This window comes from Verrucomicrobiia bacterium, from assembly GCA_026414565.1.
Classification (GTDB): domain Bacteria; phylum Verrucomicrobiota; class Verrucomicrobiia; order Limisphaerales; family Fontisphaeraceae; genus Fontisphaera.
In genome coordinates this window covers 1-20,787 of sequence record JAOAIT010000058.1, presented here as the reverse complement: position 1 = coordinate 20,787, position 20,787 = coordinate 1, and the positions used below count along the sequence as shown (strand labels likewise).

Annotated in this window: 23 protein-coding genes; 4 read left to right on the top strand and 19 right to left on the bottom strand. The window is 62.6% G+C overall.

All coding sequences use genetic code 11. The annotated features are described in order from the left end of the window. Nucleotides 1-278, bottom strand: a 278-nt coding sequence (locus N3J91_14030) for a hypothetical protein (GenBank protein ID MCX8157541.1), incomplete at its 3' end; no start/stop codon positions are given. Between the two features lie 216 nt (nucleotides 279-494). On the opposite strand from N3J91_14030, the gene N3J91_14025 reads away from it, so the two are divergent. Next, nucleotides 495-899, top strand: a complete 405-nt coding sequence (locus N3J91_14025) for a hypothetical protein (protein MCX8157540.1) — start codon at nucleotides 495-497, stop codon at nucleotides 897-899. A gap of 30 nt (nucleotides 900-929) precedes the next feature. On the opposite strand, the gene N3J91_14020 is transcribed toward N3J91_14025, so the two are convergent. From N3J91_14020 to thrH, 14 genes are all read right to left on the bottom strand, one after another. Further along, nucleotides 930-2,294 (bottom strand): DUF58 domain-containing protein, encoded by a 1,365-nt coding sequence (locus N3J91_14020; protein ID MCX8157539.1) that lies wholly within the window; start codon nucleotides 2,292-2,294, stop codon nucleotides 930-932. Further along, nucleotides 2,291-3,256 carry a MoxR family ATPase gene (locus tag N3J91_14015; GenBank protein ID MCX8157538.1) on the bottom strand — a complete coding sequence of 322 codons (966 nt, stop codon included), beginning with the start codon at nucleotides 3,254-3,256 and terminating at the stop codon, nucleotides 2,291-2,293. Before N3J91_14015 ends, N3J91_14020 begins: the two co-directional genes overlap by 4 nt. 14 nt (nucleotides 3,257-3,270) lie before the next feature. After that, the gene (locus N3J91_14010; protein ID MCX8157537.1) at nucleotides 3,271-4,488 is read right to left on the bottom strand and encodes a DUF4350 domain-containing protein; all 1,218 of its coding nucleotides are present in this window, start codon (nucleotides 4,486-4,488) and stop codon (nucleotides 3,271-3,273) included. Continuing rightward, nucleotides 4,485-6,140: a DUF4129 domain-containing protein gene (locus N3J91_14005; protein MCX8157536.1), complete on the bottom strand. Its 1,656-nt coding sequence runs from the start codon at nucleotides 6,138-6,140 to the stop codon at nucleotides 4,485-4,487. The genes N3J91_14010 and N3J91_14005 overlap by 4 nt, the downstream gene beginning before the upstream one ends. Before the next feature lies 1 nt (nucleotide 6,141). Next, entirely contained in the window at nucleotides 6,142-6,474 is a 333-nt protein-coding gene (locus N3J91_14000; GenBank protein MCX8157535.1) for a rhomboid family protein, read from the bottom strand. Between the two features lie 3 nt (nucleotides 6,475-6,477). Then, complete coding sequence (locus N3J91_13995) at nucleotides 6,478-7,008, bottom strand: hypothetical protein (protein MCX8157534.1); 531 nt, start codon at nucleotides 7,006-7,008, stop codon at nucleotides 6,478-6,480. 11 nt (nucleotides 7,009-7,019) lie between these two features. Then, complete coding sequence (locus tag N3J91_13990) at nucleotides 7,020-7,583, bottom strand: hypothetical protein (GenBank protein MCX8157533.1); 564 nt, start codon at nucleotides 7,581-7,583, stop codon at nucleotides 7,020-7,022. A 46-nt stretch (nucleotides 7,584-7,629) separates the two neighbouring features. Next, nucleotides 7,630-8,448, bottom strand: a complete 819-nt coding sequence (locus N3J91_13985) for an RDD family protein (protein ID MCX8157532.1) — start codon at nucleotides 8,446-8,448, stop codon at nucleotides 7,630-7,632. Nucleotides 8,449-8,494: 46 nt separating this feature from the next. Continuing rightward, nucleotides 8,495-9,286: an undecaprenyl-diphosphate phosphatase gene (locus N3J91_13980; protein ID MCX8157531.1), complete on the bottom strand. Its 792-nt coding sequence runs from the start codon at nucleotides 9,284-9,286 to the stop codon at nucleotides 8,495-8,497. 57 nt (nucleotides 9,287-9,343) lie between these two features. Further along, on the bottom strand, nucleotides 9,344-9,745 hold the full coding sequence (locus tag N3J91_13975; GenBank protein ID MCX8157530.1) for a hypothetical protein: 402 nt from the start codon (nucleotides 9,743-9,745) through the stop codon (nucleotides 9,344-9,346). A 24-nt stretch (nucleotides 9,746-9,769) separates the two neighbouring features. Next, nucleotides 9,770-10,075 (bottom strand): hypothetical protein, encoded by a 306-nt coding sequence (locus N3J91_13970; protein ID MCX8157529.1) that lies wholly within the window; start codon nucleotides 10,073-10,075, stop codon nucleotides 9,770-9,772. Then, nucleotides 10,063-11,145, bottom strand: coding sequence for a response regulator (locus N3J91_13965; protein ID MCX8157528.1), 1,083 nt, complete (start codon nucleotides 11,143-11,145; stop codon nucleotides 10,063-10,065). The genes N3J91_13970 and N3J91_13965 overlap by 13 nt, the downstream gene beginning before the upstream one ends. A gap of 83 nt (nucleotides 11,146-11,228) precedes the next feature. Further along, the gene (locus N3J91_13960) at nucleotides 11,229-12,008 is read right to left on the bottom strand and encodes a sel1 repeat family protein (GenBank protein MCX8157527.1); all 780 of its coding nucleotides are present in this window, start codon (nucleotides 12,006-12,008) and stop codon (nucleotides 11,229-11,231) included. A gap of 56 nt (nucleotides 12,009-12,064) precedes the next feature. Further along, a complete protein-coding gene (gene thrH / locus N3J91_13955) occupies nucleotides 12,065-12,646 on the bottom strand; it encodes a bifunctional phosphoserine phosphatase/homoserine phosphotransferase ThrH (protein ID MCX8157526.1) in 582 nt (193 codons plus the stop codon). A 130-nt stretch (nucleotides 12,647-12,776) separates the two neighbouring features. Between thrH and N3J91_13950 the strand changes: the two genes are divergently transcribed. The 3 genes from N3J91_13950 (at nucleotide 12,777) to N3J91_13940 (ending at nucleotide 15,330) form a co-directional block, all read left to right on the top strand. Next, entirely contained in the window at nucleotides 12,777-13,766 is a 990-nt protein-coding gene (locus N3J91_13950; protein ID MCX8157525.1) for a hypothetical protein, read from the top strand. Between the two features lie 6 nt (nucleotides 13,767-13,772). Continuing rightward, a complete protein-coding gene (gene fmt, locus N3J91_13945) occupies nucleotides 13,773-14,717 on the top strand; it encodes a methionyl-tRNA formyltransferase (protein MCX8157524.1) in 945 nt (314 codons plus the stop codon). 109 nt (nucleotides 14,718-14,826) lie between these two features. Further along, nucleotides 14,827-15,330: a hypothetical protein gene (locus N3J91_13940; GenBank protein MCX8157523.1), complete on the top strand. Its 504-nt coding sequence runs from the start codon at nucleotides 14,827-14,829 to the stop codon at nucleotides 15,328-15,330. Between the two features lie 508 nt (nucleotides 15,331-15,838). On the opposite strand, the gene N3J91_13935 is transcribed toward N3J91_13940, so the two are convergent. From N3J91_13935 to N3J91_13920, 4 genes are read right to left on the bottom strand one after another with little or no spacing between them, the layout of a single operon-like run. Further along, nucleotides 15,839-17,344 (bottom strand): Hsp70 family protein, encoded by a 1,506-nt coding sequence (locus N3J91_13935; protein ID MCX8157522.1) that lies wholly within the window; start codon nucleotides 17,342-17,344, stop codon nucleotides 15,839-15,841. Next, the gene (locus N3J91_13930; GenBank protein ID MCX8157521.1) at nucleotides 17,341-18,366 is read right to left on the bottom strand and encodes a hypothetical protein; all 1,026 of its coding nucleotides are present in this window, start codon (nucleotides 18,364-18,366) and stop codon (nucleotides 17,341-17,343) included. Before N3J91_13930 ends, N3J91_13935 begins: the two co-directional genes overlap by 4 nt. A 5-nt stretch (nucleotides 18,367-18,371) precedes the next feature. Then, nucleotides 18,372-19,523: a hypothetical protein gene (locus N3J91_13925; protein MCX8157520.1), complete on the bottom strand. Its 1,152-nt coding sequence runs from the start codon at nucleotides 19,521-19,523 to the stop codon at nucleotides 18,372-18,374. Nucleotides 19,524-19,533: 10 nt separating this feature from the next. Beyond that, nucleotides 19,534-20,442: a hypothetical protein gene (locus tag N3J91_13920; GenBank protein MCX8157519.1), complete on the bottom strand. Its 909-nt coding sequence runs from the start codon at nucleotides 20,440-20,442 to the stop codon at nucleotides 19,534-19,536. Nucleotides 20,443-20,787 lie beyond the last annotated feature (345 nt).

Sequence of the window (20,787 nt, the reverse complement as noted above, 5' to 3'; positions counted from 1 at the left end):
AGGCGTTGGCGGGCGAGGTCGGCCTGGCGGTATTGGGGGAAGGCGTCGAGGGCGGTGGCGCGGTCGTGGGGTGAGGCTTGGGGGTTGGCGAGGGTGTGGAGGGATTGGGCGAGGGTGAGGCGCTCGATGGCGGCGGCGAGGGTGTGGGGGTCGAGGTTGGGGTCGGTGAGGAGGTGTTGGGCGAGCTGGGCGGCGGTGGTGGCAAGGGTGGCGAGGGCGGCGAGGGGTTCTGCCGCCGGGGCTGGAGCGGTGGTAGGTGGCTGGCCGGTGTGGGCCATACGTGGGAGAGCATAGGGAGGAGGTCGGGAGCGGAAGTGCTCTGGGAGCGCAGAAAAGAGAATGGGCAAGGCCGGAAGGCGCGAGGTGGAGGAGGCGCGAGGTGGAGTGGGAGAGCTGGATTTGGCCAGCCGCGGAAAAAATTGGCATAAGATGGGAGCATCCAGATGATTAGAATTAGTGGCAGTTGGCGGGGGTGGTGCTATATATTGCAGCGCATGAAAAAGCATCGTTTGATCTGGGTCACGGGCGGCGTGGCACTGGCCGGGGCGCTGGCCATGATGGCGGCGGAGGTGGCGGACAAACTGCCGCCGCCGTCGGAGAAGAAAGGGCTGACGTACGAGAAGGACATCAAGCCGATATTTGAGAAATCGTGCATTGAGTGTCATGGTCCGGAGAAGCAAAAGGGGCGGGTGCGGCTGGACAGTTTGGAGGCCACGCTGAAGAGCGGGAAGGGGAAGGCGGTGGTGCCGGGCAAGAGCGCGGAGAGCGCGCTGGTGATGGCGGTGGCGCGGGTATCGGAGGATCCGGATCACCACATGCCGCCGGAGGGCAAGGGCGAGCCGCTGACGAAGGAGCAGGTGGGTTTGATTCGTGCGTGGATAGATCAGGGGGCCAAATAACGCGAGAGGGGGAGAGACCGGCGGGGGCGATTAGAGCAACTGGCGGCGTTTGATGGCGAGGTACTGGGAGACCAGGCCGGCGCTCAATTCCTCGTGAGGCAGCATGACGAGGCGGACGCCGCGGCGGGCGAGGGAGCGTTCCAATTCCTGCAGCTTCCACCATTGCAGATGACCGGCCAGATGGAGGTAGAGGTCGTCCAGGTGGTTGACGTGGGGCGAGCTGAAGAGGGGGCGGGCGAGGGGTGGCTGGAGCATGGCCACGAGGAGGAGGTGCTGGCGGCAGAGCATGTCGAGATGGCGGCTGAAACTCTCGGCCAGGAGGGGGTCTTCCAAGCTGGTCAGGAAGATTAAGAGGGCGCGGCGGCGGAGGCGGAGGCGGAGGAAGGTGGCGACTTCATCAAAATCTGGGGCAACTTCCTGGGGCATGAGGGTGTAGAGGGCATCGCGGCAGGTTTGGTAATGATGGCGTCCGCTGCGGGCGCGCACGAAGCGTTCAATTTTATCGCTGAAGGAGAGGAATCCGAAATGATCGCCTTGCTGCTCGGCGGCGAGGCCGAGGACGAGGGCGGCGGTGACGTAGCGCTCGAAGGCGGTTTCGAGGGAGGCGGGGTCCGGGGAATCGGCAGGGGTGGTGAGGGAGCGAGCGGCGGGGCGGCCGCTGAGGCGAGAGGCATCGAGGAGCACGTAGATTTCCTGAGTTTTTTCGATTTGGTACACCTTGGTGATGGGGCGGGCGCGGCGGGCGGTGGCTTTCCAGTGGATGTCCTCATAACTGTCGCCGGGGAGGTATTCGCGCAGGAGCTCGAATTCGCGTCCCTTGCCGACCTGGCGGACGGCATGGACGCCGCTAATGCCGCGGCGGAGGAAGAGGGAGGAGAGGGCGGAGCGTTCGCGGTCGAGGCTGGGGTAAACGCGGATTTCGAGGCGGAGGGGTTGTTTGCGGCGGACCCACCAGAAGCCCCAGGGGGAATCGGTTTCGAGGCCGGCCCAGTCGAGGGTGTAACGTCCGCGGCGTGGGGAGCGGAGGGTGCCGCGGGCGAGGGACCAGGCGGCGCCGGGGGGCAGGAGGAGGGAAAACTCATCAGGAGAGGCGAGGATTTCTGGCGGCCAGGGGAGGGCCAGGCGGACGCGTTGGGGCAGCGGGGCGGCGTGGCGCAGGCGGATTTGCAGGGGGCTGGGGCGGTCTTTGGCGAGACGGAGGAGGGGAGGGGCGAGGATTTCGAGGTGGTGCGCGGCACGGGGGGCGCGCCAGGCGTCGAGGAGGAAGATGACGGCGAGGAGCAGGCCGGCCAGGAGGCAGAGGCCGGTCCAATGGGGGGCGGCGGCGGCCAGGAGGCTCAAGGGCAGGCCGGCCAGGGCGACGGTTTTTAACAGGCGCGGGGCGGGGACGATCATCGGGGGACGGGGGTTTCCTGGAGGATGCGTTCGATGACTTCGCGGACGGAGAGCCCTTCAATTTCAAACTCGGGGCGGAGGACGAGGCGGTGTTCGAGGATGGGGATGGCGAGGGCTTTGATGTCGTCCGGGGTGACGAAGTCGCGTCCGGCCAGGGCGGCGGCGGCGCGGCTGGCGAGGAGGAGGCTTTGGGTGGCGCGGGGGCCGGCGCCGGCGAGGAGGGCTTCGTGGTCGCGGGTGGCCCGGACTAAATCCAACAGGTAGGAAACCAGTTCGTCGCGGAGGGTGATGGTGGCGAGGACGGCGCGGAGCTTTTGCAGGTCATGGGGGCCGATGACGGGCTGGACGGCACCGCGGGCGAGGACGCTTTCCGGGGCATCGTTTTGCAACATGCGGCGGGCGAGGGTTAATTCCTCGTCGCGGCCGGGGCAGGGCATGATGATTTTGAGCATGAAGCGGTCCTTTTGGGCTTCGGGGAGCGGGTAGGTGCCCTCGTACTCGATGGGGTTTTGGGTGGCGAAGACGGTGAAATCCGGGGAGAGGGGGTGGGTTTCGCGGTCGATGGTGACGGCCCGTTCCTGCATGGCCTGGAGGAGGGCGGCCTGGGTTTTGGCGGGGGCGCGGTTGATTTCGTCGGCGAGCAGGAAATCGGTGAAGACGGGGCCTTTGATGAGGGTGAACTCGTTGCGCTGGAGGTTGAAGACGTTGGTGCCGGTGATGTCGGAGGGCATCAAGTCCGGGGTGAACTGGATGCGGGCGAACTGGCAATGGAGGACGGCGGCGAGGGTGCGGACGAGGAGGGTTTTGGCGACGCCGGGGACGCCCTCGACGAGGGCGTGTTGGCCGGTGAGGATGGCGATCAGGGCGTGGTCAATGACCTGGTCCTGACCGATGATGACTTTTTGGATTTCGGCGCGGGCGCGCGCCAGGAGTTCCTGCCAGGCGAAGGGATGTTCCATCATAAAAGAGTAGGGTTTCAGGTTTGGGGGTGAGTGGGGCGGCGTCGGCGTTGGGCTTCGGCCAGCCGGGACAATTCCAGATAAACTTGCAGTGGCTGGGCCAGGCGGGCGGGGGTTTGTTCGAATTCGGCCACGCGTTGTTCCATGGCCTGAGTGATCGCAGGGGCGGCGCGGCGTCCGGCGCTATCCTTCCAATGTTCGAGGCAGACGCGGAGGAGGCGGCGAGGGGGGAGGCCGCGGCGCAAAAGGTTGATCAGTCCCAGGGTGGTGTCGCGGCCGAGGACATGGGGGGTGCCGGCCCGGGCGGAGGTGGCAGGGAGGGGGGCGAGGGGGAAGCTGTTTTGCCAGAGGTAAAGCAAGGCCAGCAAGAGCGCGACGGCGGCGAAGCCCTGGAGGCGGTATTGGCGGAGGAGGCTGCCCATGGTAGGGGCTTCCACGACGCCGAGGTGGGCTTCGTCGAAGATGACGGCGGCCGGCTGGCCTACGAGCCAGGAGAGCAAAGGGGAGGCGCGATGGAAGCGGAGGGCTTCGTTGCTCAGGTGGAAGCTGTCCGACATGAGCACGATGGTGCCGGCGCCGAGTTTGCGTTCCATGAGGACGGGCTGGGAGCCGACGGCATAAAGGACGCGCCAGGCGGGGCCGACGTTGGTGAAGCAGAGGGCGCTGCGCCAGGCGAGCGTGGCGGGCCAATCTGATGGGGCGTCCACGCGGTGAGCGGAGGCCGGCTGGTAGGTGGAGCCGTCCTGCTGGGGGAGGGGTTGGTGGGAGAAGTTGAATTGCCACAGGTCTTCGAGAGGGCGGTGGTCATCGGCGAACAAGGGTTGGCGCTGGGTGAGATTGCGCCGGAGGCGGGGCATGAGAAAGGTGGGGGGGCTGAGTTCCCCCTGGAAGGCGATGATGAGGCGTCCGCCGTGGCGGGCGAGGGCTTCGAGGGATGGGTGGTCCTGGGGCCAGTCCTGTTCAAACTGGAGGCGATTGACGCCGGCGAAGAGCCAGGTGGTTTGCGGTTCGGGGGTGAGCCAGCGCCAGGGGCGGAAATTGCGGCGCACGGGCAGATTCAAGTCCTCGAGGGCGAGGTAGAGGGCCTTGATGCCCATGGGGTCGGGGCGGAGGGAGCTGTAGGGGGGATAGAGGTCACCGCCAGCCTGGCGGAGGTAGAAGAGGCGCACGAGGCCGAAGCCGAGGGCGGCCAGCAACAACCCCAAAATGGCCCATGCCAGAGCGGTGCGTTTCATGTGTTTTGGAGGCGGGCGAGCTTATCCTCGCAGGCGTGGTACAAGTCGGGCGTGGCGGGATGGCATCCGTACCAGACCCGCTCAAAATCGAGCATGAGTTCGTGGAAGAGAGGCGGCAGCGCGGGGTATTGATGGGCGCGGCGGGCCAGTTCGCGGGCGTATTCGCGGTTGCTCTTGCCGCGAGCGAGGGCGAGAAGCTCCCGGCGGGCGAGGCCGGCGAGGGCGGAGAGATAGAGGGCGCGCAGGGCCAGGCGCCATTCGCCGCGGGCGGTGAGGTCGCGGGCCAGGGCGAGCCATTCTTCTTCGGGGAGGAGGGCGGGGCTGACTTCCTCTTTGCGGAGGTCGGGGGGAGGGGAGGGGGCGGCGGAGGCGGCGGAGGTGGTGGGGAGGGCGGCGGCGCGTTGGCGGTGGCGGCGCCAGAGCCATCGGATGAGAATCACCAGCATGGCCGCGAGCAGGAGGGCCAGGATCAGCCGGAGGGGAGAGGCCCAGTCCGTTTGCGTTCCGTCAGGGGTGGGGGAAAAGGTGGGGAGGCGGCGGCGGCCCAGGAGTTGGTCGAGCCAGCGGTCCAGTTTATCGAGGGTGATGGAGACTCCTTCCCACCAGGAGCGGATGGAGTCGGCGATTTCGTCAAAGAAGGCAGATAAGAGGCCGGAATTCTGGGTGGCCGTCTTGGGCATCTGCTCACGAGGCAGGCGCCAGACGAATTCGCGTTGTTGGAGGGTGCGGTCGAGGGCCTGGTCCAACTGCGTCGCCGGGAGGGCGGGGGGCGGCGGCGGGGGGGAGGGCGAGGCGTGGGCGGGGAGTGACAGCAGAGAGAGGCCGAGGAGGAAGAGGGGCAGGGCCAGGCGGCGGAGGCGGCGCAATTCGGCTTTCAGGTCCTCCCCGGAGGAGCGGGCTTGGGCGTAGAAGCAGCGGAGGGCGTAGGCGGCTTTCATGAGGGGGTCGAGGGTCAACCAGGTCAGGACGCCCATGATGGCAAAGAAGGTGAGATTTTGATAGGCCTCTGGGGAGCGGGTGAACCAGGAATCGATGCCCAGCCAGGCTTTGAGGAGGAAGGGGATGAGGGCGAAGGCGCTAATCCAGTTAAGAAACACCAGCAGGGCGGCAAGGGAGAGGAGAGATAAGAGGTAATGGTTTTGGCGTGGCGCCCAGCGGGCGCACTGCCAGGCGTGGTCCAGGTTTGCGCGCAGGGAAGGTTCCTGACCACGGGCCAGGACCGTGAAATTTTGAAAGAAGGCCCAAGCCCAGGCGAAAGGCAGGGCGGCAGCCAGGGCCACCGGCAGGACGAGGAAGGCCCAGGGTTGGACGGCGGCCTGGAGGGTGGTCATGCGGGCGAGGCGGCGGAGGGAATATTTTTCCGGAGCCAGTCCCCCCTGGAGGGCGAGGAGCCGTTCGCAGAAAACGGATTGCCAGGCTTTGAGCCAGAGAAAGAGGAGGGCCATGCCAAGGGCGGCGGAGCGAAGATGGCGTTCGGCCAGGGCACTCTGGCTCATCTCGCCCCAGAAGAAGAGCAGCCCGAGAGCAAAGGGGATGGCGCCGGCGGCGTAGGCGGCCCAGGCCGAGGGGGGCAGAAGCCGCAGGAGGTGGAGGGCCTGCTCGAGGAGCTGCCAAACGCCCACGTCTTCAATATTTTTTACGCGGCCCGCCATACTATTCCTCCAGGACCTCGAAAATGGATTTTTGCATTTCGTGGGTGTCCGAGGGGATGGAAATCAGGAGCGCACCCAGGGCGTAGAAAAAGAGCCAGGTCACCGCCAGGCCGGTGAGGGCGGCGGCGAGGCGGGCGCCGAGGGCGGGCCAGGGTCGTTTGGTTTTGGGGGGTTGGGCAAGGCGGCGCAGACAGGAGGCGCAGAGCAGGCGGCCCTGGTGTTCGATGACACATTCGCGGCAATAAAACCTGCCGCAGGAGGGGCAGCGGGCCACGGCTTCACGGAGGGCGTGATGGAAACAGCGTTGAAGATGGATGGGGGTGGGGCCGGGCATACCTCAAGGAGCGGGAGCAGGTGGGGTCTCGGCGGGAGCGGGCGGAGGCGGTGTTGCGTGCGGGGACTGGTATTGGGTGATCCAAGGCCGCAGGAGCTGGAGCAGACGTTGGGCTTCCTTGACGCGTTTGACGGAGGGCAGTTCAACGTACTGCAGGGGAGTTTTCAAAAAGACGCGGCAGGTGGGGCCGCGGCGTAGGTTGTCCAGGAGGAAGAGGAAAAGGGCACCGGCGAGGAGGCCGAGGACAATTTCCGCCCCTGAACCGAGGGCCAGGATGGTGCCGGCGGCGAGCAGGAGGCAGGGGATTGCCAGGAGGAGGGTATGCCACAACCAGGTTTTGGTTTTTACCCAGAGCAGGGCTTGGAGGTCGCGGAAATAGAGGCGGTGGTAATGTTCATGGATCAGTAATTTTTCGACTTGCAAGAGGTGGTCGGGGCCGAAGTAGAGGCGCACGCGCGCGGGGGAAATCATTTGCAGGCTACCTTTGCCGACGCCGGTGGAGCCAAACGATTGATATGAGAGCTGGGCGGACATGATTAAAAGGGTCAGCGGACGGCCAGAAAGATGAGCAAGGTGATCAGGCCAAGCATGTGGAGGGTGGAAAGGGTGAGGGCGGCGGGAACGAGCCAGGGGCGTGGATGGACCAGGCTGCCGGGGTCATGGCGATGCCGCCAGGCCAGGACCCAGGCCAGGGGAGCAAGGAAGAACAGGCCCAGCCAGGCCAGCAGGGCCAGAGTCAGGGATAGTTCCTTATAGATCAGCCGGGAAGTGACGAAGCATGGTTCGGTGCCCGCCTTGCGTATGCGCTCGAGGCAGGTGGCGCAGAAATGGCCCTCGGGGAGGTCCAGGTCGCATAAGCGGCAGAGGAAGCGGCCACATTCGGCACAGACGGCGGCGGCTTTGCGGTCGGCGTGGTGGAAACAGGCGGCATCCTCGGCGGAAGTGAGGGGTTCACCGGTTTGGAGCGGGGGCGCGGGGAGGTCCGCGGCGGGAAAGAGTACGGCGTAGATGACGGCGCGGCAGAGGGGGCAAGGTTGGGGGGTGCCCGGGGTGAGGGCGGCGCGGGTCAGACGGCCTTGGCAGGCGGGACATGAGAGGGTCTCAAGCATGGCGAAGAGGGAGTTTGGAGATTGGGGAGGCCATGGGCTGTGGGCGTTATTTTTTGGGGACCCAGATGACGCGGGTGTCAGCGATAAAATCATGCAAGGCGCGGCGTTCTTCGTCAAACCAAGGGGTGAGGTAACCGATGCAACAGGTGAGGCCGGAGACCCAGGTGGCAAAGTGGCGGCCGAAGCAGCGGCCGAGGCTGAGGCGTGAACCATCGCCGCGGACGACCTTGAGGCCAAGAGCCATTTTGCCGGGGGTGGCGGCAAAACGGCGCCAGAAAAAGACGTTATAGGACATTTGGAGGGTAATGCTCATCAAGTTGATGAACAACTGGAAGCCCAAGAAGAGGCCGAAATTGTTGGGGCCGAAACGGTTGACCAGGAAGCCGAGCATCATGGAGGCGGGCATTAACAGCATCAGTTGGAGGATATACACGATCATGCCGTCGAGGATGAAAGCGGCGGCGCGGCGGCCCAGGGGCGCAAAGAGGAGAGCGCCCGGCGGCGGAGGCAGGGGCAACCCTTCGATGACCATCTGGCGGTAGGCGGGTTTGCAGGCGGCGCAAATGTGGCGGTCGGCCAGAGGGAGCACCTGGTCGGGGGGAAAGAAGCGGGCGCAGAGCGAGCAGGAGCAGTAATGGTCGGGGATGGGCTGGGTTACCGGCGATGGCGGAGTAATGAGGGGCGGCGGGGAGGTGGCGGTGGGGGGCGGTGGAGGCGCCAATGTGCGGTATTCCACCCATTCCGGCAGGCCTTCCCGCCAAACCAGGGTTTGGGGGCCGATGGTGCCGTCGAGGCGAAGGCGTTGGAATTCCTCCTCGGTCACCGGACCGAGTTGCTGACCTCCCTGGCTATAGAACCAAGTCATGCAGCCGGCAGCCCTGCCTGGTTAGGGCGTGGGGTGGGCAGGTTCATCATCCCAACGCCAGCACCAGCCCGCCGAGGGCGATGCGGTACCATCCGAACCAAGTAAAAGTGTGGTTTTGGACAAAACGGAGCAGCCATTTGACCACCACGAAAGAGACGGCGGCAGAAATGACGGTGCCGAGCAGGACGAGCCCCCAGTTTTCCGGGGGAAGGCCGGGGGGGGGATGGTGGAGGGCTTTGAAGATTTTGAGGCTGCTGGCGGCGAGCATGGTGGGGATGCCCACCAGAAAGGAAAACTCGGTGGCGGCGGGGCGTGACATGCCCAGAGTGAGGGCGAGGAGGATGGTGGCGCCGGAGCGGGAGAGGCCGGGGAAGATGGCGGCGAGGAGCTGGCCGAGGCCGACAGCGACGGCGATGGACCAGGTGACGTGAGGGGTGGTGTGGCGTTTTTTGAGCCAGTGCTCGACGGCGACAAAGCCCACGCCGCCGATGAACAAGGCCAGGGCGACGGGGGCGGGTTTTTCGGGCAGTTTGTGGCCGAGTTTGTCCCAAAGGAATCCGCCGAGGCAGGTGAGGAGGAAGGCGAGGGCGAGTTTGAGGAGGTAATCGCGGGTGGCGGGATTGCGCCATTGCTGGGGGCGGGCGATCTGGGCGATGCGCTCGGGGAAAAGGGGGATGACGGCGAGGACGGCGCCGGCCTGGATGACGACGTTGAAGAGGTCGGACTGGCGGGGGAGGAATTGTTCCACCAGGAGGAGATGGCCGGTGGAGGAAATGGGCAGGAATTCGGTGATGCCCTCGATGACGCCCAGGATGATGACGGCGAGCCAGTCAGGCATGGGGAAAAAGGCCCACGGTTGGACTTGGAGAGGACACCGGGTGGCGGGGGCGGGTTATTACTTTTTGCCGAAGAGGCCGCTCCACATGGACTGGCCTTCGAGTTGTTTTTGCTGGACTTTGAGCTGGCCGAGGACGGCCTGGAGGGAGATGAAGATTTTATGCCACTGGTTTTCGAGGCCGCGGAGGGCGTTTTCGTTCAACTCGCTGAGGGCGCGGATGGAGCTGGCGTTGCCGATGAGGGCGTGGATGTCTTCGCGATTGACAGGCGGGGTTTCAAAGGCGGCGAGGATCATTTCCAACTGCTGGGTCATGACGCTTTTGACCTCGAGGAACTGGGCTTCGTCTTCGGGGCTGAAGCGTTTGGCGCGGGCCAGATTGATGAAGTTGCTGAATTGTTTCCAGCACTCCAGATAGGCCTCCATCTGGCTGATCATGGCGTCGAGTTTCTTGTTCCGCATAAAAGGGATGGGGTTTGAGCAGCCTTAATCCTGACGTTCGGGGCCGTGCGGGGCGAGGAAGACCATGGCGCCGCCGCGCATTTCCTTGGCGGTGATGCGCAAGGCACTGTAATGGATGACGAGCTCGGTGAGGGGCTGTTGGGAGGCGCGGGCGCGGGCAAAGGCGGCGAGGACGGGCTGGCTGATTTGGGCGATGTATTCTTCGGGGAAACTGGTGGGGAGGGTGGAGCTGAGGACGTGGCCGTCCTTGTCCACGGTGAAGGTGCCCGCCGGGATTTCGAGCGGTTTGGCCTCCCCCTTGCTTTTGCCAAAGATGTCTAGGATACCCATTTGGAGAGCACGGCGTTCAAGGTTTCGCGGCACTCGGCGGTGGAGAGGCCGCGTTGATAGCTGAGGTAAAGGAGTTTTTTGCCGGCTTCGACGACGCTGACGTTGCGGCGGAGGCTGTTGCCCTGGATTTCCTTGAGGGTGCCGGCGACGAAGGATTCGCCGAGTTTCTGGAAGTCGCGCCAGGTTTCGACCACCCATTGTTCGACGGCCTTGGGATTTTCGACGCTGAAGCTTTCGCCGCCGGAGCCGTCGGGGGCGACGGCGAGGAGGCTGTCCACGCCCTTGACTTTGGCGCTTTGCTGGAGGGGCGTTTCGCGGGTGAGGGCCTCTTCGTGGAGGTCTTTGACGGCGTCGTCACCGCCGGCTTCGCGGGCCTGGTTTTCGTCGAGAATCTGGACGACGTCCAGCAGGAGGCCGTCCACGGTGTTGAAGATGCGGCGTTCGCGCTCGGGTTCGGCGGGGAGGTTTTCGAAGCTGCCGGAGCGCCAGGTCATGATTTTTTTGAAGGCGTCTTCGCCGGTGGCATCGCCGAGTTCGGCGTCCACGAGTTCGCCGTTGTTGATCCAGATTTTGCCGACGAGCTTGCCGTTGCTGATTTTGAGGACGGTGCTGCTGTGGGAGAGACATTCGAGCTGGACGATGTCCACGAGGCTTTTGCTCTGGACGCCGCGGAAGCCGCCCTGCTCGTTGCGACTGAGGACGGATTCAACGCCTTCGAGGAAGAGCTGGATTTCCTGCTCGCTGCTGGGCTTCTGCCAGAAGAGGTCCACGCCGAGGGAATAGGCGCGGGCGCGGAACTGGTCGTCCACCACGGCGGTCATGACCATGATTTTCATGTCGGGGTATTTGCGGCGGACGATGGAGAGGACCTGGAGGCCATCCATGCGGGGCATGTTCAAATCGGAGATCATGAGATTGAAACTTTCCGATTCGAGGAGGGCGAGGGCCTTGGTGCCGGAGTCGCAGGTTTTGACGATGGGCTGACTGGGGAGGGAGCGCAAATACTGCTCGTAAAGCTCCAGCGCGTCGAGCTCGTCATCCAGCAACAAAATTTTTGGATTCTCCGGCATACTTCAATCAACCCCGGCCACATGCCTGGCAGCCCTTATAAAACAGCCCGGAGGCCAAGGCAAGCGCCGGCTGCGGCTTGGGGCTAGGCGGCGGGCTTGAATTCTTTGGCCCGCTTAAAGCTTTCCTGGATTTGCTCCGGGGTCATGCGGTAAAGGGTGGCCATTTTTTCGGGCAATTTGTGGGGGTCATCCCGGCCGAGGGGGAGGGCGAGGATGAACCATTTGTGGGCCTCGACGAGGTCGCGTTTGACGTCGCCCTGGCCGAGGAGGTAGAAGCCGCCGACGCGGTATTGGGCTTCGGGGAGGCCGCGTTCGGCGGCGCGGAGGAGCCATTTGAAGGCGAGGCGGTAGTCTTTTTCGACGCCTTCGCCGTTGTAGTACATTTCGCCGAGCTGCATTTGGGCTTCGAGGACGCCTTGTTCGGCGGCTTTTTCGTAATAACGGGCGGCCTCGGCGGGGTTGGCTTTGAGGCCCAGGCCGCGGGCCAGGCAGAAGGCCAGGCGGCATTGGGCTTCGGGGAGGCCGGCTTCGGCGGCGGCCTGGAAGTTGCGGGCGGCTTCGCGCCAGTCCTGTTTGACGCCGGCGCCGGCGGCGTAGATGCTGCCGAGGGCGAGCTGGGCGGGGGCGTGATTGGCGCGGGCGGCGCGGCGGTACCATTCGATGGCGTCCTTGAAGCTGGCGGGGGTGCCGAGGCCCAGCTCGTAGGCGCGGCCCAGTTTGAATTGGGCTTCGACGTTATTCTTTTTGGCGGCGGCGGTCAGCTCGGCCAGGGATTCCTGTCCCGACACGGCAAGATTCAGGGACAAGACGATCCCCACGGCCAGCCCCCAAACATCTGGCCGTTTGTTGTGCGTGCGGTTCATATAGCAAGCGTAATCTTTTGGGCGGGAAAAGACAAGCGCGGTTTTTGGGGATGGGGTCAGGCGGGCAGGGATTGGCGGATGAGGCGGAGGAGGTCGGGGTAGGTTTCGACGGCGGGGAATTGGGGGAAGTCGCGGCGGACGTTTTCCGGGGCGCGGAAGAGGAGGCCGACGTCGGCCTCTTTGAGCATGGCGGTGTCGTTGTAGGAGTCGCCGCCGGAGATGACGAAGTAGTTGAGGATTTTGAGGGCGGCGACGGTTTTTTGTTTTTGGTCGTTGATGCGGAGGCGGTAATCCACGATGCGGTCGTGGTGGACCACGAGGCGATGGCAGAGGAGGGTGGGCCAGCCGAGTTGTTTGAGGAGGGGGGTGGCGAACTGCTCGAAGGTGTCGGAGAGGATGAGGACCTGGGTGAAGGAGCGGAGTTCGTCGAGGAATTCGCGGGCGCCGGGCAGGGGGGCGAGGGTGCCGATGACGGCCTGGATGTCGGAGAGTTTGAGGCCGTGGCGGTCGAGGAGGGCGAGGCGTCCGCGCATGAGTTTGTCGTAATCGGGTTCGTCGCGGGTGGTGCGGCGAAGCTCCGGGATGCCGGTTTTTTCGGCGACGGCAATCCAGATTTCGGGGGTGAGGACCCCTTCCATGTCCAGGGTGACGATGGCCTGTTTCACGGGGCGGGAGTGTTTCAAAAACGGGCGCGGGTGTCCAGTCTGGGGCCGGTTGGGGGTGAGAAAATGTTTTGCAGAAAAGGCGGGGGTGTTTCAAGATGGGGTCATGCGCCGGATTTGGACATGGCTGGTGATGTTGCTGGTGGCCGCCGCGCCGGTGGCGGCCGCGGAGCTGATGCGGTTCAAGCTGACGGACGGCACGACGCTGGAGGGGGAGATAGGGAAGTTTTCCTTCACGCGGGACGGGTTGATGGTGCGGCTGCCGAATGGGAAATATTCGCCGCGGGTGCGGTGGACGAACATCAGCAAGGAGTCGTTGCAGCAGTTGGCGGAGGTGAAGGAGGCGCTGCCGTTTATTGAGGCGCTGCTGGAGCCGCCGGAGGAGCTGCGGTTTGAGGCGGAGGAGAAGGCGCGGGAGGTGGCGCGGACGATCAAGATCAATCCGGTGCCGAACCGGCCGGAGCGGCCGGCGGCGCCGTCGAAGGTGGGGGCGTTGTTTGCGTCGCCGGTGACGCTGGTGCTGGTGTTGTTGATTTGGGCGGGGAGTGTGTACGCCAGTTATGAGATCGCGATTTTCAAGAACCGGCCGCTGGCGCTGGTGATGCCGATAGCGGCGGTGTTTCCGGTGGTGGGGCCGATGGTGTTTTTCTGTCTGCCGCCGGCGCCGGTGAAGTCGGCGGAGGAGCTGGAGGCGGAGGCTGCAGCGGCAGCCGGGGCCCAGGAGGGGGAGGTGGCGGTGGAAGGGGCGGAGGTGGTGGCGGAGGAGGGCGCGGGGGCGCAGGAGCAGGTGGCGCCGGCGGAGCCGCAGTATCCGCCGCCGCAGGTGTTCAAGCGGGGGCAGTTTATTTTCAACCGGCGGTTTTTTGAGACGAAGTTTGCGCCTTTCTTCCGTCCGGCGCTGGGGGAGGCGGAGAAGGACATGGTGATCATCATTCGTTCGGCGCGGGGGGAGTATGTGGGGCATAAGTTCAGCAAGGCGGAGCCGAACAGTGTATTTCTCATGATCTTCAAGGGCAACGCCTCGGAGGAGGTCATGTTGCCGTATGTGGAGATCAACGAGGTCATCATCAAGCACAAGGATGCGCCGATGCCGTGATGTGGCATGGCCAAGCCCCGCCTCATTTTCATGGGGACCGCGCCGCTGGCGGCGGTGAGTCTGCGCGCGCTGCTGGCGTCGGGGTGCGGTGATTTGGTGGCGGTGGTGACGCAGCCGGACCGGCCGAAGGGGCGCGAGTTGAAGCTGCAGCCCAGCGCGGTGAAGGAGGTGGCGGTGGCGGCGGGGCTGGCGGTAATGCAACCGGAAAAGGCGCGGGAGCCGGGTTTTTTGGAGCAGTTAAGGGGGATGCAGCCGGATTTGGTGGTGGTGGCGGCGTATGGGCAGATCTTGCCGCAGGCGTTGCTGGATATTCCCCCGCACGGTTGTCTGAATGTGCATGCTTCTTTGCTGCCGCGGTGGCGGGGGGCGGCGCCGATTCAGTGGGCGATCATGGCGGGGGATGAGGAGACGGGGGTGACGATCATGAAGATTGATGCGGGGCTGGATACGGGGGACATGCTGGCCACGGTGAGGACTCCGATTTACGAGACGGATAATGCACAGACGCTGCATGATCGTCTGGCCGCGCTGGGGGCGGAGTTGTTGGTGCAGACGATTCCGGGGTATCTGGCGGGGCAGATTCGGCCGCGTCCACAGCCGGCGGAGGGGGTAACTTACGCGCGCAAGCTGACGAAGGAGGACGGGCGGCTGGATTGGCGGCAGAGTGCGCGTGAATTGTGGCTGAAGGTGCGGGCGCTGAATCCGTGGCCGGGGGCGTATGCGTATTGGGGCGAGGGGGGGCCGCGGTTGAGAATCTGGGAGGCGATGCCGGAGGCGGGAGGGGATGGGGCGCCGGGGCAGGTTGTGGGGGCGGGGAAGGGAGGGTTGGTGGTGGCGTGCGGCCAGGGGGCGTTGCGCATTCTTGAATTGCAGCCGGAGAACTCGCGGCGGATGGAGGTGGCGGCGTTTTTGGCGGGGCATCCGGTGAAGGCGGGGCAGCGGCTGGGTTGAGGGGCAATGGAGAGGCGGGGGAAGGAGGGGTGGGGCGTGAACAAGTTGTGAATAACGTGGGATAAGTGGGCATTGTTCAAGGGGGGATTTGGCGGCAAACTGGGGGCGCATGGGCAAACCTGCATTGGGACGAGGGCTGGGCAACCTGCTGGGGGATACCCAGATTGCGGACAAACCCGAGCCAGTCGGTGCGACTCCGGACCCCGCTGTGGCGGAGGTGAGTCCGGGGTTGGGTAATTTGTTGAAGGCGGGCCGTAATGGGGGCGGAGAAAAAGAGGGGGCCACTGCCGCCGCGGAGCTTCCATCAAGTACCACTGCGGCGGGGCAGGAATATCGGCCAAAGTCTGTGTACCGCCCGGAGGCGCCCGGGCCGAAGGCTGCGGTTGGGGAGGGGGCGGGCGGGCCGAGGCCGGAGATGCCGGAGGAGGCGCCAGTGCAGGCGCCGCGGTGGGTGTTGCTGGCGGCGGATGTGTTGCTGATTGCGCTGGCGATGTTGCTGGTGTTCAAGAGTCCGGCGCCGTTGAAGCCGTGGGAGATGACGCTCTGCCTGGCGGCGGTGATGTTGGGGGCGGTGCTGGCGTGTGTGGCGGCGTTAAGCCCGCCGCGGCGGTAGGGCAGGTTTTCTGAAGCCCGGCGGAGGGCATGGAAAGTGGTGGGGGCTAGGAGGGCGGGGGTAAAGGATTGAATGTTTGCCCCGCACAAGAGTTTTGATGTAATAAACCCTCGTATGAGGAGACAGCCTTTTTGGAGCCATCATGCCTGCTTGACCGGTAACTCCAACGAAGCGAAATCGGCGACTCTACCTGCCACTCAACCTTTCCTCTACTCTCAAATTTATAAATTAGCGTCCCCCTGAACACTGCTCGCCGATTTACGAGGTATGAATCGTTGTTAGCTTGACCTCGGCTCCGTGGGGTAGCCAGAAAAGATATGCGTTCAACTCCTCCTGCTGCCTTTCGTTGAGAATCTGCTTAATGATGCGCCTATCAAGGGAAGCCCCAAGGAACTGAACCCGCAGATCACCCGGCACGTATTCGGCAGCCTCCCAAGGGGTCGGTTCCTCTCCATCGGGCCGCGTCCATACGTTTGACGCGAGGTAGATATTTGAATCCGATGCGTCCTTAGGCGATTTCGAGTCCATAACAGATGTCCTGGATTTCCACAGCCTCCCTTTTCCCCTGCGAGCTGCTCATGGCCTCAACCTTTATGGTCAAGTCCTCCGTCACGTAGCAATTCACCATAATCCGATCCAAATCCGAAACTGCTAGGACAGTCCTGGCAGTTGGCACCAACAGATTACAATTCAGAGATTTCTGGATCGCGGCGTCGTTAGGGCGCTGCTGCTCGTAAAATAGTAGATGGGCACTGCCGTTACGACCATCCACGCAGTAGAACGTGAATGACTTTGACGCCAGTGGTGCCGCCAAGGTCTGCCCATGCTTGAATAACGGCAGGAAGCTCTTGTCAGCCAGCTTGACGGTCACGGGCTTCACCAGATACGGCTTCCATTTGTGAGCCGCAATCACTGCAGCACCCTTGGCGATAATCGAGTCTGCGTCTTTGACTGGCACGACCTTGGTCACGAAGATTTCGCGCATCATTTGGTGAACGAGCGGCGTGCGTGATGTACCGCCTATCAGCAGCACCAAGTCCACTGAGCCGGCTTCCACGCCCGCGCGGTGCAAGCATTCGTAAACCTTGGCCTTGGCCGCATCGACATCGGACTTGATAAGCTCTTCGTATTCCGGACGAGCCACGGTCTCCGAAAGATCATAGATATTACCCTCTTGGAAAGTATAGTTGGGGACGTTCACCTGCGCGTCGGCATCTGCGCTCAGCTTGATCTTCGCGTCCTCGACGTTGACCCATACACGATCCTTGGCTTCAGCGTCCAAAATGAGCTTGTCCACCCTTAATCCCGTCCGCTTCACGAACCTGTCCCTGACGAGGCCGATCAGTTTATCGGTGAACTCGTTGCCAGCGCAGTGCTCTAGATTCGAGTTGCCCAACTCGAATATGCGACCGTCTTGAACCTGAACCAGAGTGATGTCGAGCGTGCCGCCGCCCCAGTCGAACACCAAAACCTTCATCGGCCGGAGATGATGGAGATCGGTCTTTTGAGCGAAAAACCACCCAAACACCGCAGCAAAAGGCTCATGGGTGAAACTCTCGACTTGCAGCCCAGCCAACTCAATCGCACGCCGCAGCTCTCTGCGGTAACGCCCACTGGAGTTCACCGGCACGGTCGCTACACAGGAATGAAGGCCTTCAGCGGCGACTGGCAGCGTTTTTCGTGCGTGGTTCAACAGATGGGACAGAATATCAGCGCCAACTTCCCTGGCGGGCTTGCGCGTCGTGCCGATAATTGGAACCTCGCGCTCCTCGGCCATCAACCGTTTGACCGAATGGACAAAGCAATGCCCCATCGTGTTCTCCACCTGGTTCATCTGCCTGCGGGCCTCCCAGCCAACCACTGGCTGGCTCGAGTCCGGCCTATACCATACCAACGACGGATGCGGACGCCCGGCGTCCATGAAAGCGCCCGGCATCTCCGCGATTTCAGTATTATAATAAGCGATCAAGGAATTGGTTGTGCCGAAATCGATGCCGAAACCTTTCATGGTCATCCCTCCTTTGCTTGCAAGACTTGTTCCATCTCGCCGAGCAGGCGTACAATCTGATCCACGGCGGGAACGGGTCGGTTCGCGTAAAGTCGCGCATCACCAATTTTGGGAAGGATTTTGGATTGGAGGTCAGCCAGCAGCATTTTCTTGCCCTCGGCGACCATCGAGTTCGCGTGGTTGATGGCTTGCTCATGCAAATGCTTCCATCGGGAGACCTCAGCGGTCAGGTTGGTAACCTGAGTCTGCATCCGCGCTATTTCGCTTTCCAACTTGCGGATGGTTTCAGCTTGCTCGCCGATAGTCCGTCTTTGTTCAGTGAGTGCCCCCTCAACTTGCTCCAACCTCATGATAGCCGCATTGGCGGTTGATTCCCTTTCTTGCAAGTGCGTGAGCACTGTCTCTACGGTTGAGGAGATTTCAACAACTTTGGAAAACCTGGGGTGCTCGCCTTTCAGTGCCGTGAACAGTGCCCTGGCGAGGTTGCTCATAACAAAACCATTGCGAGGGCTGCGTCCAGTGGCCCTTTTTTTATCCTCCGGGCTCAGTGCTTCGCGCACCAACAGCCCGACCTCCCGCAGGCATTTAAGAAATGTCTCTGGGTTGCGAAACCGCGCGATCAACACCAAAGACACCCCTCGGAGCCGATCAACGGTAATTGGCTCTCCGTCAGGAGAGCGTGCACACTGCGACCGCAGCCATGCGAGCATCGGCTCCGATTCGTGAGCCTCAGGGGGCGGTCTGCTAAACCACGAACAAGTGATCCGCCATAAGGCCGGTTTAAGCAAGACCAACTTGGGATGGGGTTTGGCTGCTGTTTCCAGATCGCCAAGAATCTCGTAAACCAGCGCCTGGTTTCCCGGTGAACCGGCAATTAAGTCCGCGATCTGGGTCACCTGGGCATTGGTTGGCCGCTTGCCTGCGGCTTTCAGCAGCCGCTTGATTTCAGGCGTCTTCAATGAACCAGGCGCTTTTAACTTCGCGGCCTGGAGCAGCGCGTCGAAAGTGGGTTGGTGTGTCACGTCCATAGTATTCAAGAACCTTTGAGAAAGCGGTTTGCCTCTTTTCTAAACGACTCCACTGTGCAATGGGCGAGTTGTTCAGCGAAAAACTTCGCCTCGGTTGATCGGCCCAAAGCCCGTGCCGTCCGGTAGCGCAGAAACCACAAGCGGTATTTGGCCTGATCGTCGCCGGGAGTGATCCGCTGCTCTGCTTCTTCGCACCCCCCTAGCGCCTCCTGCGGCTTCCCTTCCATCACAGCAGAGACGGCATCGAAAATGGACGCATCACCATCCGTAATAGCGATCTCGCATGGCACGAACTCCTGACCGGCATCATGGCCGGACATTGAGGCGTCCATGTCGCTACCATTTGTTCCGAAGAATGCCGCAACCCGGCGTAGGCGCGGAAAGGGCAGGCGTGGCGAAATACTGCCGAAGGAGTTGACCCGATACAGGAAGTAGCTGCTGATAAGCAGCGCCAGCGGGTCGTCGAAATCCCTCAAGACATCGAAGGACTTCTCCAAATGCCGCGCATATTCCGACTTTTGGTTCTGCTCCAGCCATAGGCCCAGATAATACTCATAAATCGCCAGGCGATGCCGCTCCTCATCGGTGCTCAAGCCGGGTTCGTTCATCACGTCCAACTCGAATCGGACCACGTTCGGCCACGCCCAAGTGCTGATGCTGGTGTTGGCCCGGCTGACGCACTCGATCAAGTAAGGGGTAAGGCGGGCCTGAAAGACCTGCCTCTTAAAAGAGACGGCGTATTCTCGCTTGAAGACACCGATGCCGAGGACAAGCAACACGATCTCCTCGTCAGCAGGCGTGATGGTAAGGAGTTGACCATCTTTGAAACGATTCTCTTCGCGGGACCGGAGTTTGGATGTGACCGAAACCTCAATGCCGTTGGGTAACGCAGGGCACCGCACCTTCAAATGGACTGGCCGCACGCGGAACACGGCGCGATCAGGCACGATGCGGTCATCGTGCTCCAGGAAGATCGCAGCATCCCGATGATCCTTGAGAAAGTGGGTTTCGAGCTGTTCCTTGGCCGTAGTCTCGAACGAACAGAATGGGCAACGGTGGTGTGGAACTGGAGTGTCAGCCTGGAAGTCGAGCCAAGTCCCAAAAATGTTTTGGGAGTGGATTTTCTCAATGTCTTCTTTGTATTTTGCGTAACCCATAAATGACGACCTACTTCCACTTGACAATCTGGCTGATGCCCGGCTTTTTCAGGGCGGTGTTTAAGCGGTAAAAGATCTGAGCCTCTTTGTGCCTGGCCTTTACCTTGACCTCGATTTTCACATCCTCTGCCTGTGCCGGGCTGGTGAGCACTTCCAGGCTAAACAGATTCCACTGCCCCGGCTTTAACTGGCATCGCCAGCAGGCCGCCAGCGATGACTGTTGAGCTGGCGGTTGGCGCCGTGACTGATTCCATGGCAGCACCGGGGGAGAATTTGCCGCGGTGGGTTTGAACAGCGGCGTGGGTGGTTCTACACCGCCTCCCTTGAGCGCTGGAGTCTGAGCCTGCAATTTGGCCCTGCTTGCCTGGGGCCGCTCCCCAGTCTCGCGCTTCTCCTCGCCGGACACTTTTTCCATGTGCGTTTCCAGCTTCCGAAGCTCATCCGCCAGGGGCGTCAACGTCCCGAAGCAAACTTTTTCCAGGTTCGGCGCGGCGAGCCAGTCGTTGAAGTCCGCTGCCTCCAGTCGGGCAAGTTCTGCCTCTAATTCAAGCCGCGACTTAAGCACTGGGGCGTAGGCGTCGTGGATGTCCTTGAGATCGGCCGGGCGTTCGGCCTTGAACTCCCCCACCAGCGCAGCTTCATTCTCCGGGATGAGGTGGTGGCGTTTCTCTAGGTTGAAGAAGGCCCCCCATGGCACAAAGGTCTGGCTCAGGTCGGACTTCACGAGGCCCTCGCGGATGACGTATTCGGCATCGGTCTTCTGGTTGCGCCCGTCTTCGGACTTCGTCTGCTCTGGCTGGCCGCGAAATTCGGAATGATCTATGTTGGCGCACAGGATGTCAGCGGCTTTTTCCAGAAAGGCGTCCAGCTTCGCCTGTGTCATCCGCCGTACGGGGCGGGTTTTGATGCCGTTAGCCATGCGTTTTGTTTTTGGGCCGGCCTGCAAGTGACGCCAGGGAAAATTGTTACCGGCTTTTCGCCATCCAGACGGCCGAAATGCGCAATGAGCGCGCTGATTTGGGGGCCAGACTCATCTCGCACCTTTCAGCGTCAGATTTGTACGGGAAAAATACCCAGGAGATGCTGCGCTTTCAATGTGAAAAGTAAGGCTTATGGTGAAGGATGGGAATGGGATGGACAATGGGGGATATGAAAGGGGGAGGTGTGGACGGTTGGGGGGAGGCGTGGCGTTTACAAGGCCCGAGGGTGGCGCTTGGGACTGAGAAACGGCTTTTGGGCCTGCGGCTGTCTCTTATACACATCT

Bases quoted from the DNA above. Each gene is read 5' to 3' on its own strand.
- N3J91_13990 (MCX8157533.1), bottom strand. From the start codon at position 7,583: ATGCTTGAGACCCTCTCATGTCCCGCCTGCCAAGGCCGTCTGACCCGC.
- N3J91_14010 (MCX8157537.1), bottom strand. From the start codon at position 4,488: ATGAAACGCACCGCTCTGGCATGGGCCATTTTGGGGTTGTTGCTGGCC.
- N3J91_13965 (MCX8157528.1), bottom strand. From the start codon at position 11,145: ATGCCGGAGAATCCAAAAATTTTGTTGCTGGATGACGAGCTCGACGCG.
- N3J91_13975 (MCX8157530.1), bottom strand. From the start codon at position 9,745: ATGCGGAACAAGAAACTCGACGCCATGATCAGCCAGATGGAGGCCTAT.
- N3J91_13980 (MCX8157531.1), bottom strand. From the start codon at position 9,286: ATGCCTGACTGGCTCGCCGTCATCATCCTGGGCGTCATCGAGGGCATC.
- N3J91_14000 (MCX8157535.1), bottom strand. From the start codon at position 6,474: ATGCCCGGCCCCACCCCCATCCATCTTCAACGCTGTTTCCATCACGCC.
- N3J91_13920 (MCX8157519.1), bottom strand. From the start codon at position 20,442: ATGGCTAACGGCATCAAAACCCGCCCCGTACGGCGGATGACACAGGCG.
- N3J91_13985 (MCX8157532.1), bottom strand. From the start codon at position 8,448: ATGACTTGGTTCTATAGCCAGGGAGGTCAGCAACTCGGTCCGGTGACC.
- N3J91_14015 (MCX8157538.1), bottom strand. From the start codon at position 3,256: ATGATGGAACATCCCTTCGCCTGGCAGGAACTCCTGGCGCGCGCCCGC.
- fmt (MCX8157524.1), top strand. From the start codon at position 13,773: ATGGCCAAGCCCCGCCTCATTTTCATGGGGACCGCGCCGCTGGCGGCG.
- N3J91_13995 (MCX8157534.1), bottom strand. From the start codon at position 7,008: ATGTCCGCCCAGCTCTCATATCAATCGTTTGGCTCCACCGGCGTCGGC.
- N3J91_14025 (MCX8157540.1), top strand. From the start codon at position 495: ATGAAAAAGCATCGTTTGATCTGGGTCACGGGCGGCGTGGCACTGGCC.
- N3J91_14020 (MCX8157539.1), bottom strand. From the start codon at position 2,294: ATGATCGTCCCCGCCCCGCGCCTGTTAAAAACCGTCGCCCTGGCCGGC.
- N3J91_13960 (MCX8157527.1), bottom strand. From the start codon at position 12,008: ATGAACCGCACGCACAACAAACGGCCAGATGTTTGGGGGCTGGCCGTG.
- N3J91_13950 (MCX8157525.1), top strand. From the start codon at position 12,777: ATGCGCCGGATTTGGACATGGCTGGTGATGTTGCTGGTGGCCGCCGCG.
- thrH (MCX8157526.1), bottom strand. From the start codon at position 12,646: ATGGAAGGGGTCCTCACCCCCGAAATCTGGATTGCCGTCGCCGAAAAA.
- N3J91_13935 (MCX8157522.1), bottom strand. From the start codon at position 17,344: ATGACCATGAAAGGTTTCGGCATCGATTTCGGCACAACCAATTCCTTG.
- N3J91_14005 (MCX8157536.1), bottom strand. From the start codon at position 6,140: ATGGCGGGCCGCGTAAAAAATATTGAAGACGTGGGCGTTTGGCAGCTC.
- N3J91_13940 (MCX8157523.1), top strand. From the start codon at position 14,827: ATGGGCAAACCTGCATTGGGACGAGGGCTGGGCAACCTGCTGGGGGAT.
- N3J91_13930 (MCX8157521.1), bottom strand. From the start codon at position 18,366: ATGGACGTGACACACCAACCCACTTTCGACGCGCTGCTCCAGGCCGCG.
- N3J91_13925 (MCX8157520.1), bottom strand. From the start codon at position 19,523: ATGGGTTACGCAAAATACAAAGAAGACATTGAGAAAATCCACTCCCAA.
- N3J91_13970 (MCX8157529.1), bottom strand. From the start codon at position 10,075: ATGGGTATCCTAGACATCTTTGGCAAAAGCAAGGGGGAGGCCAAACCG.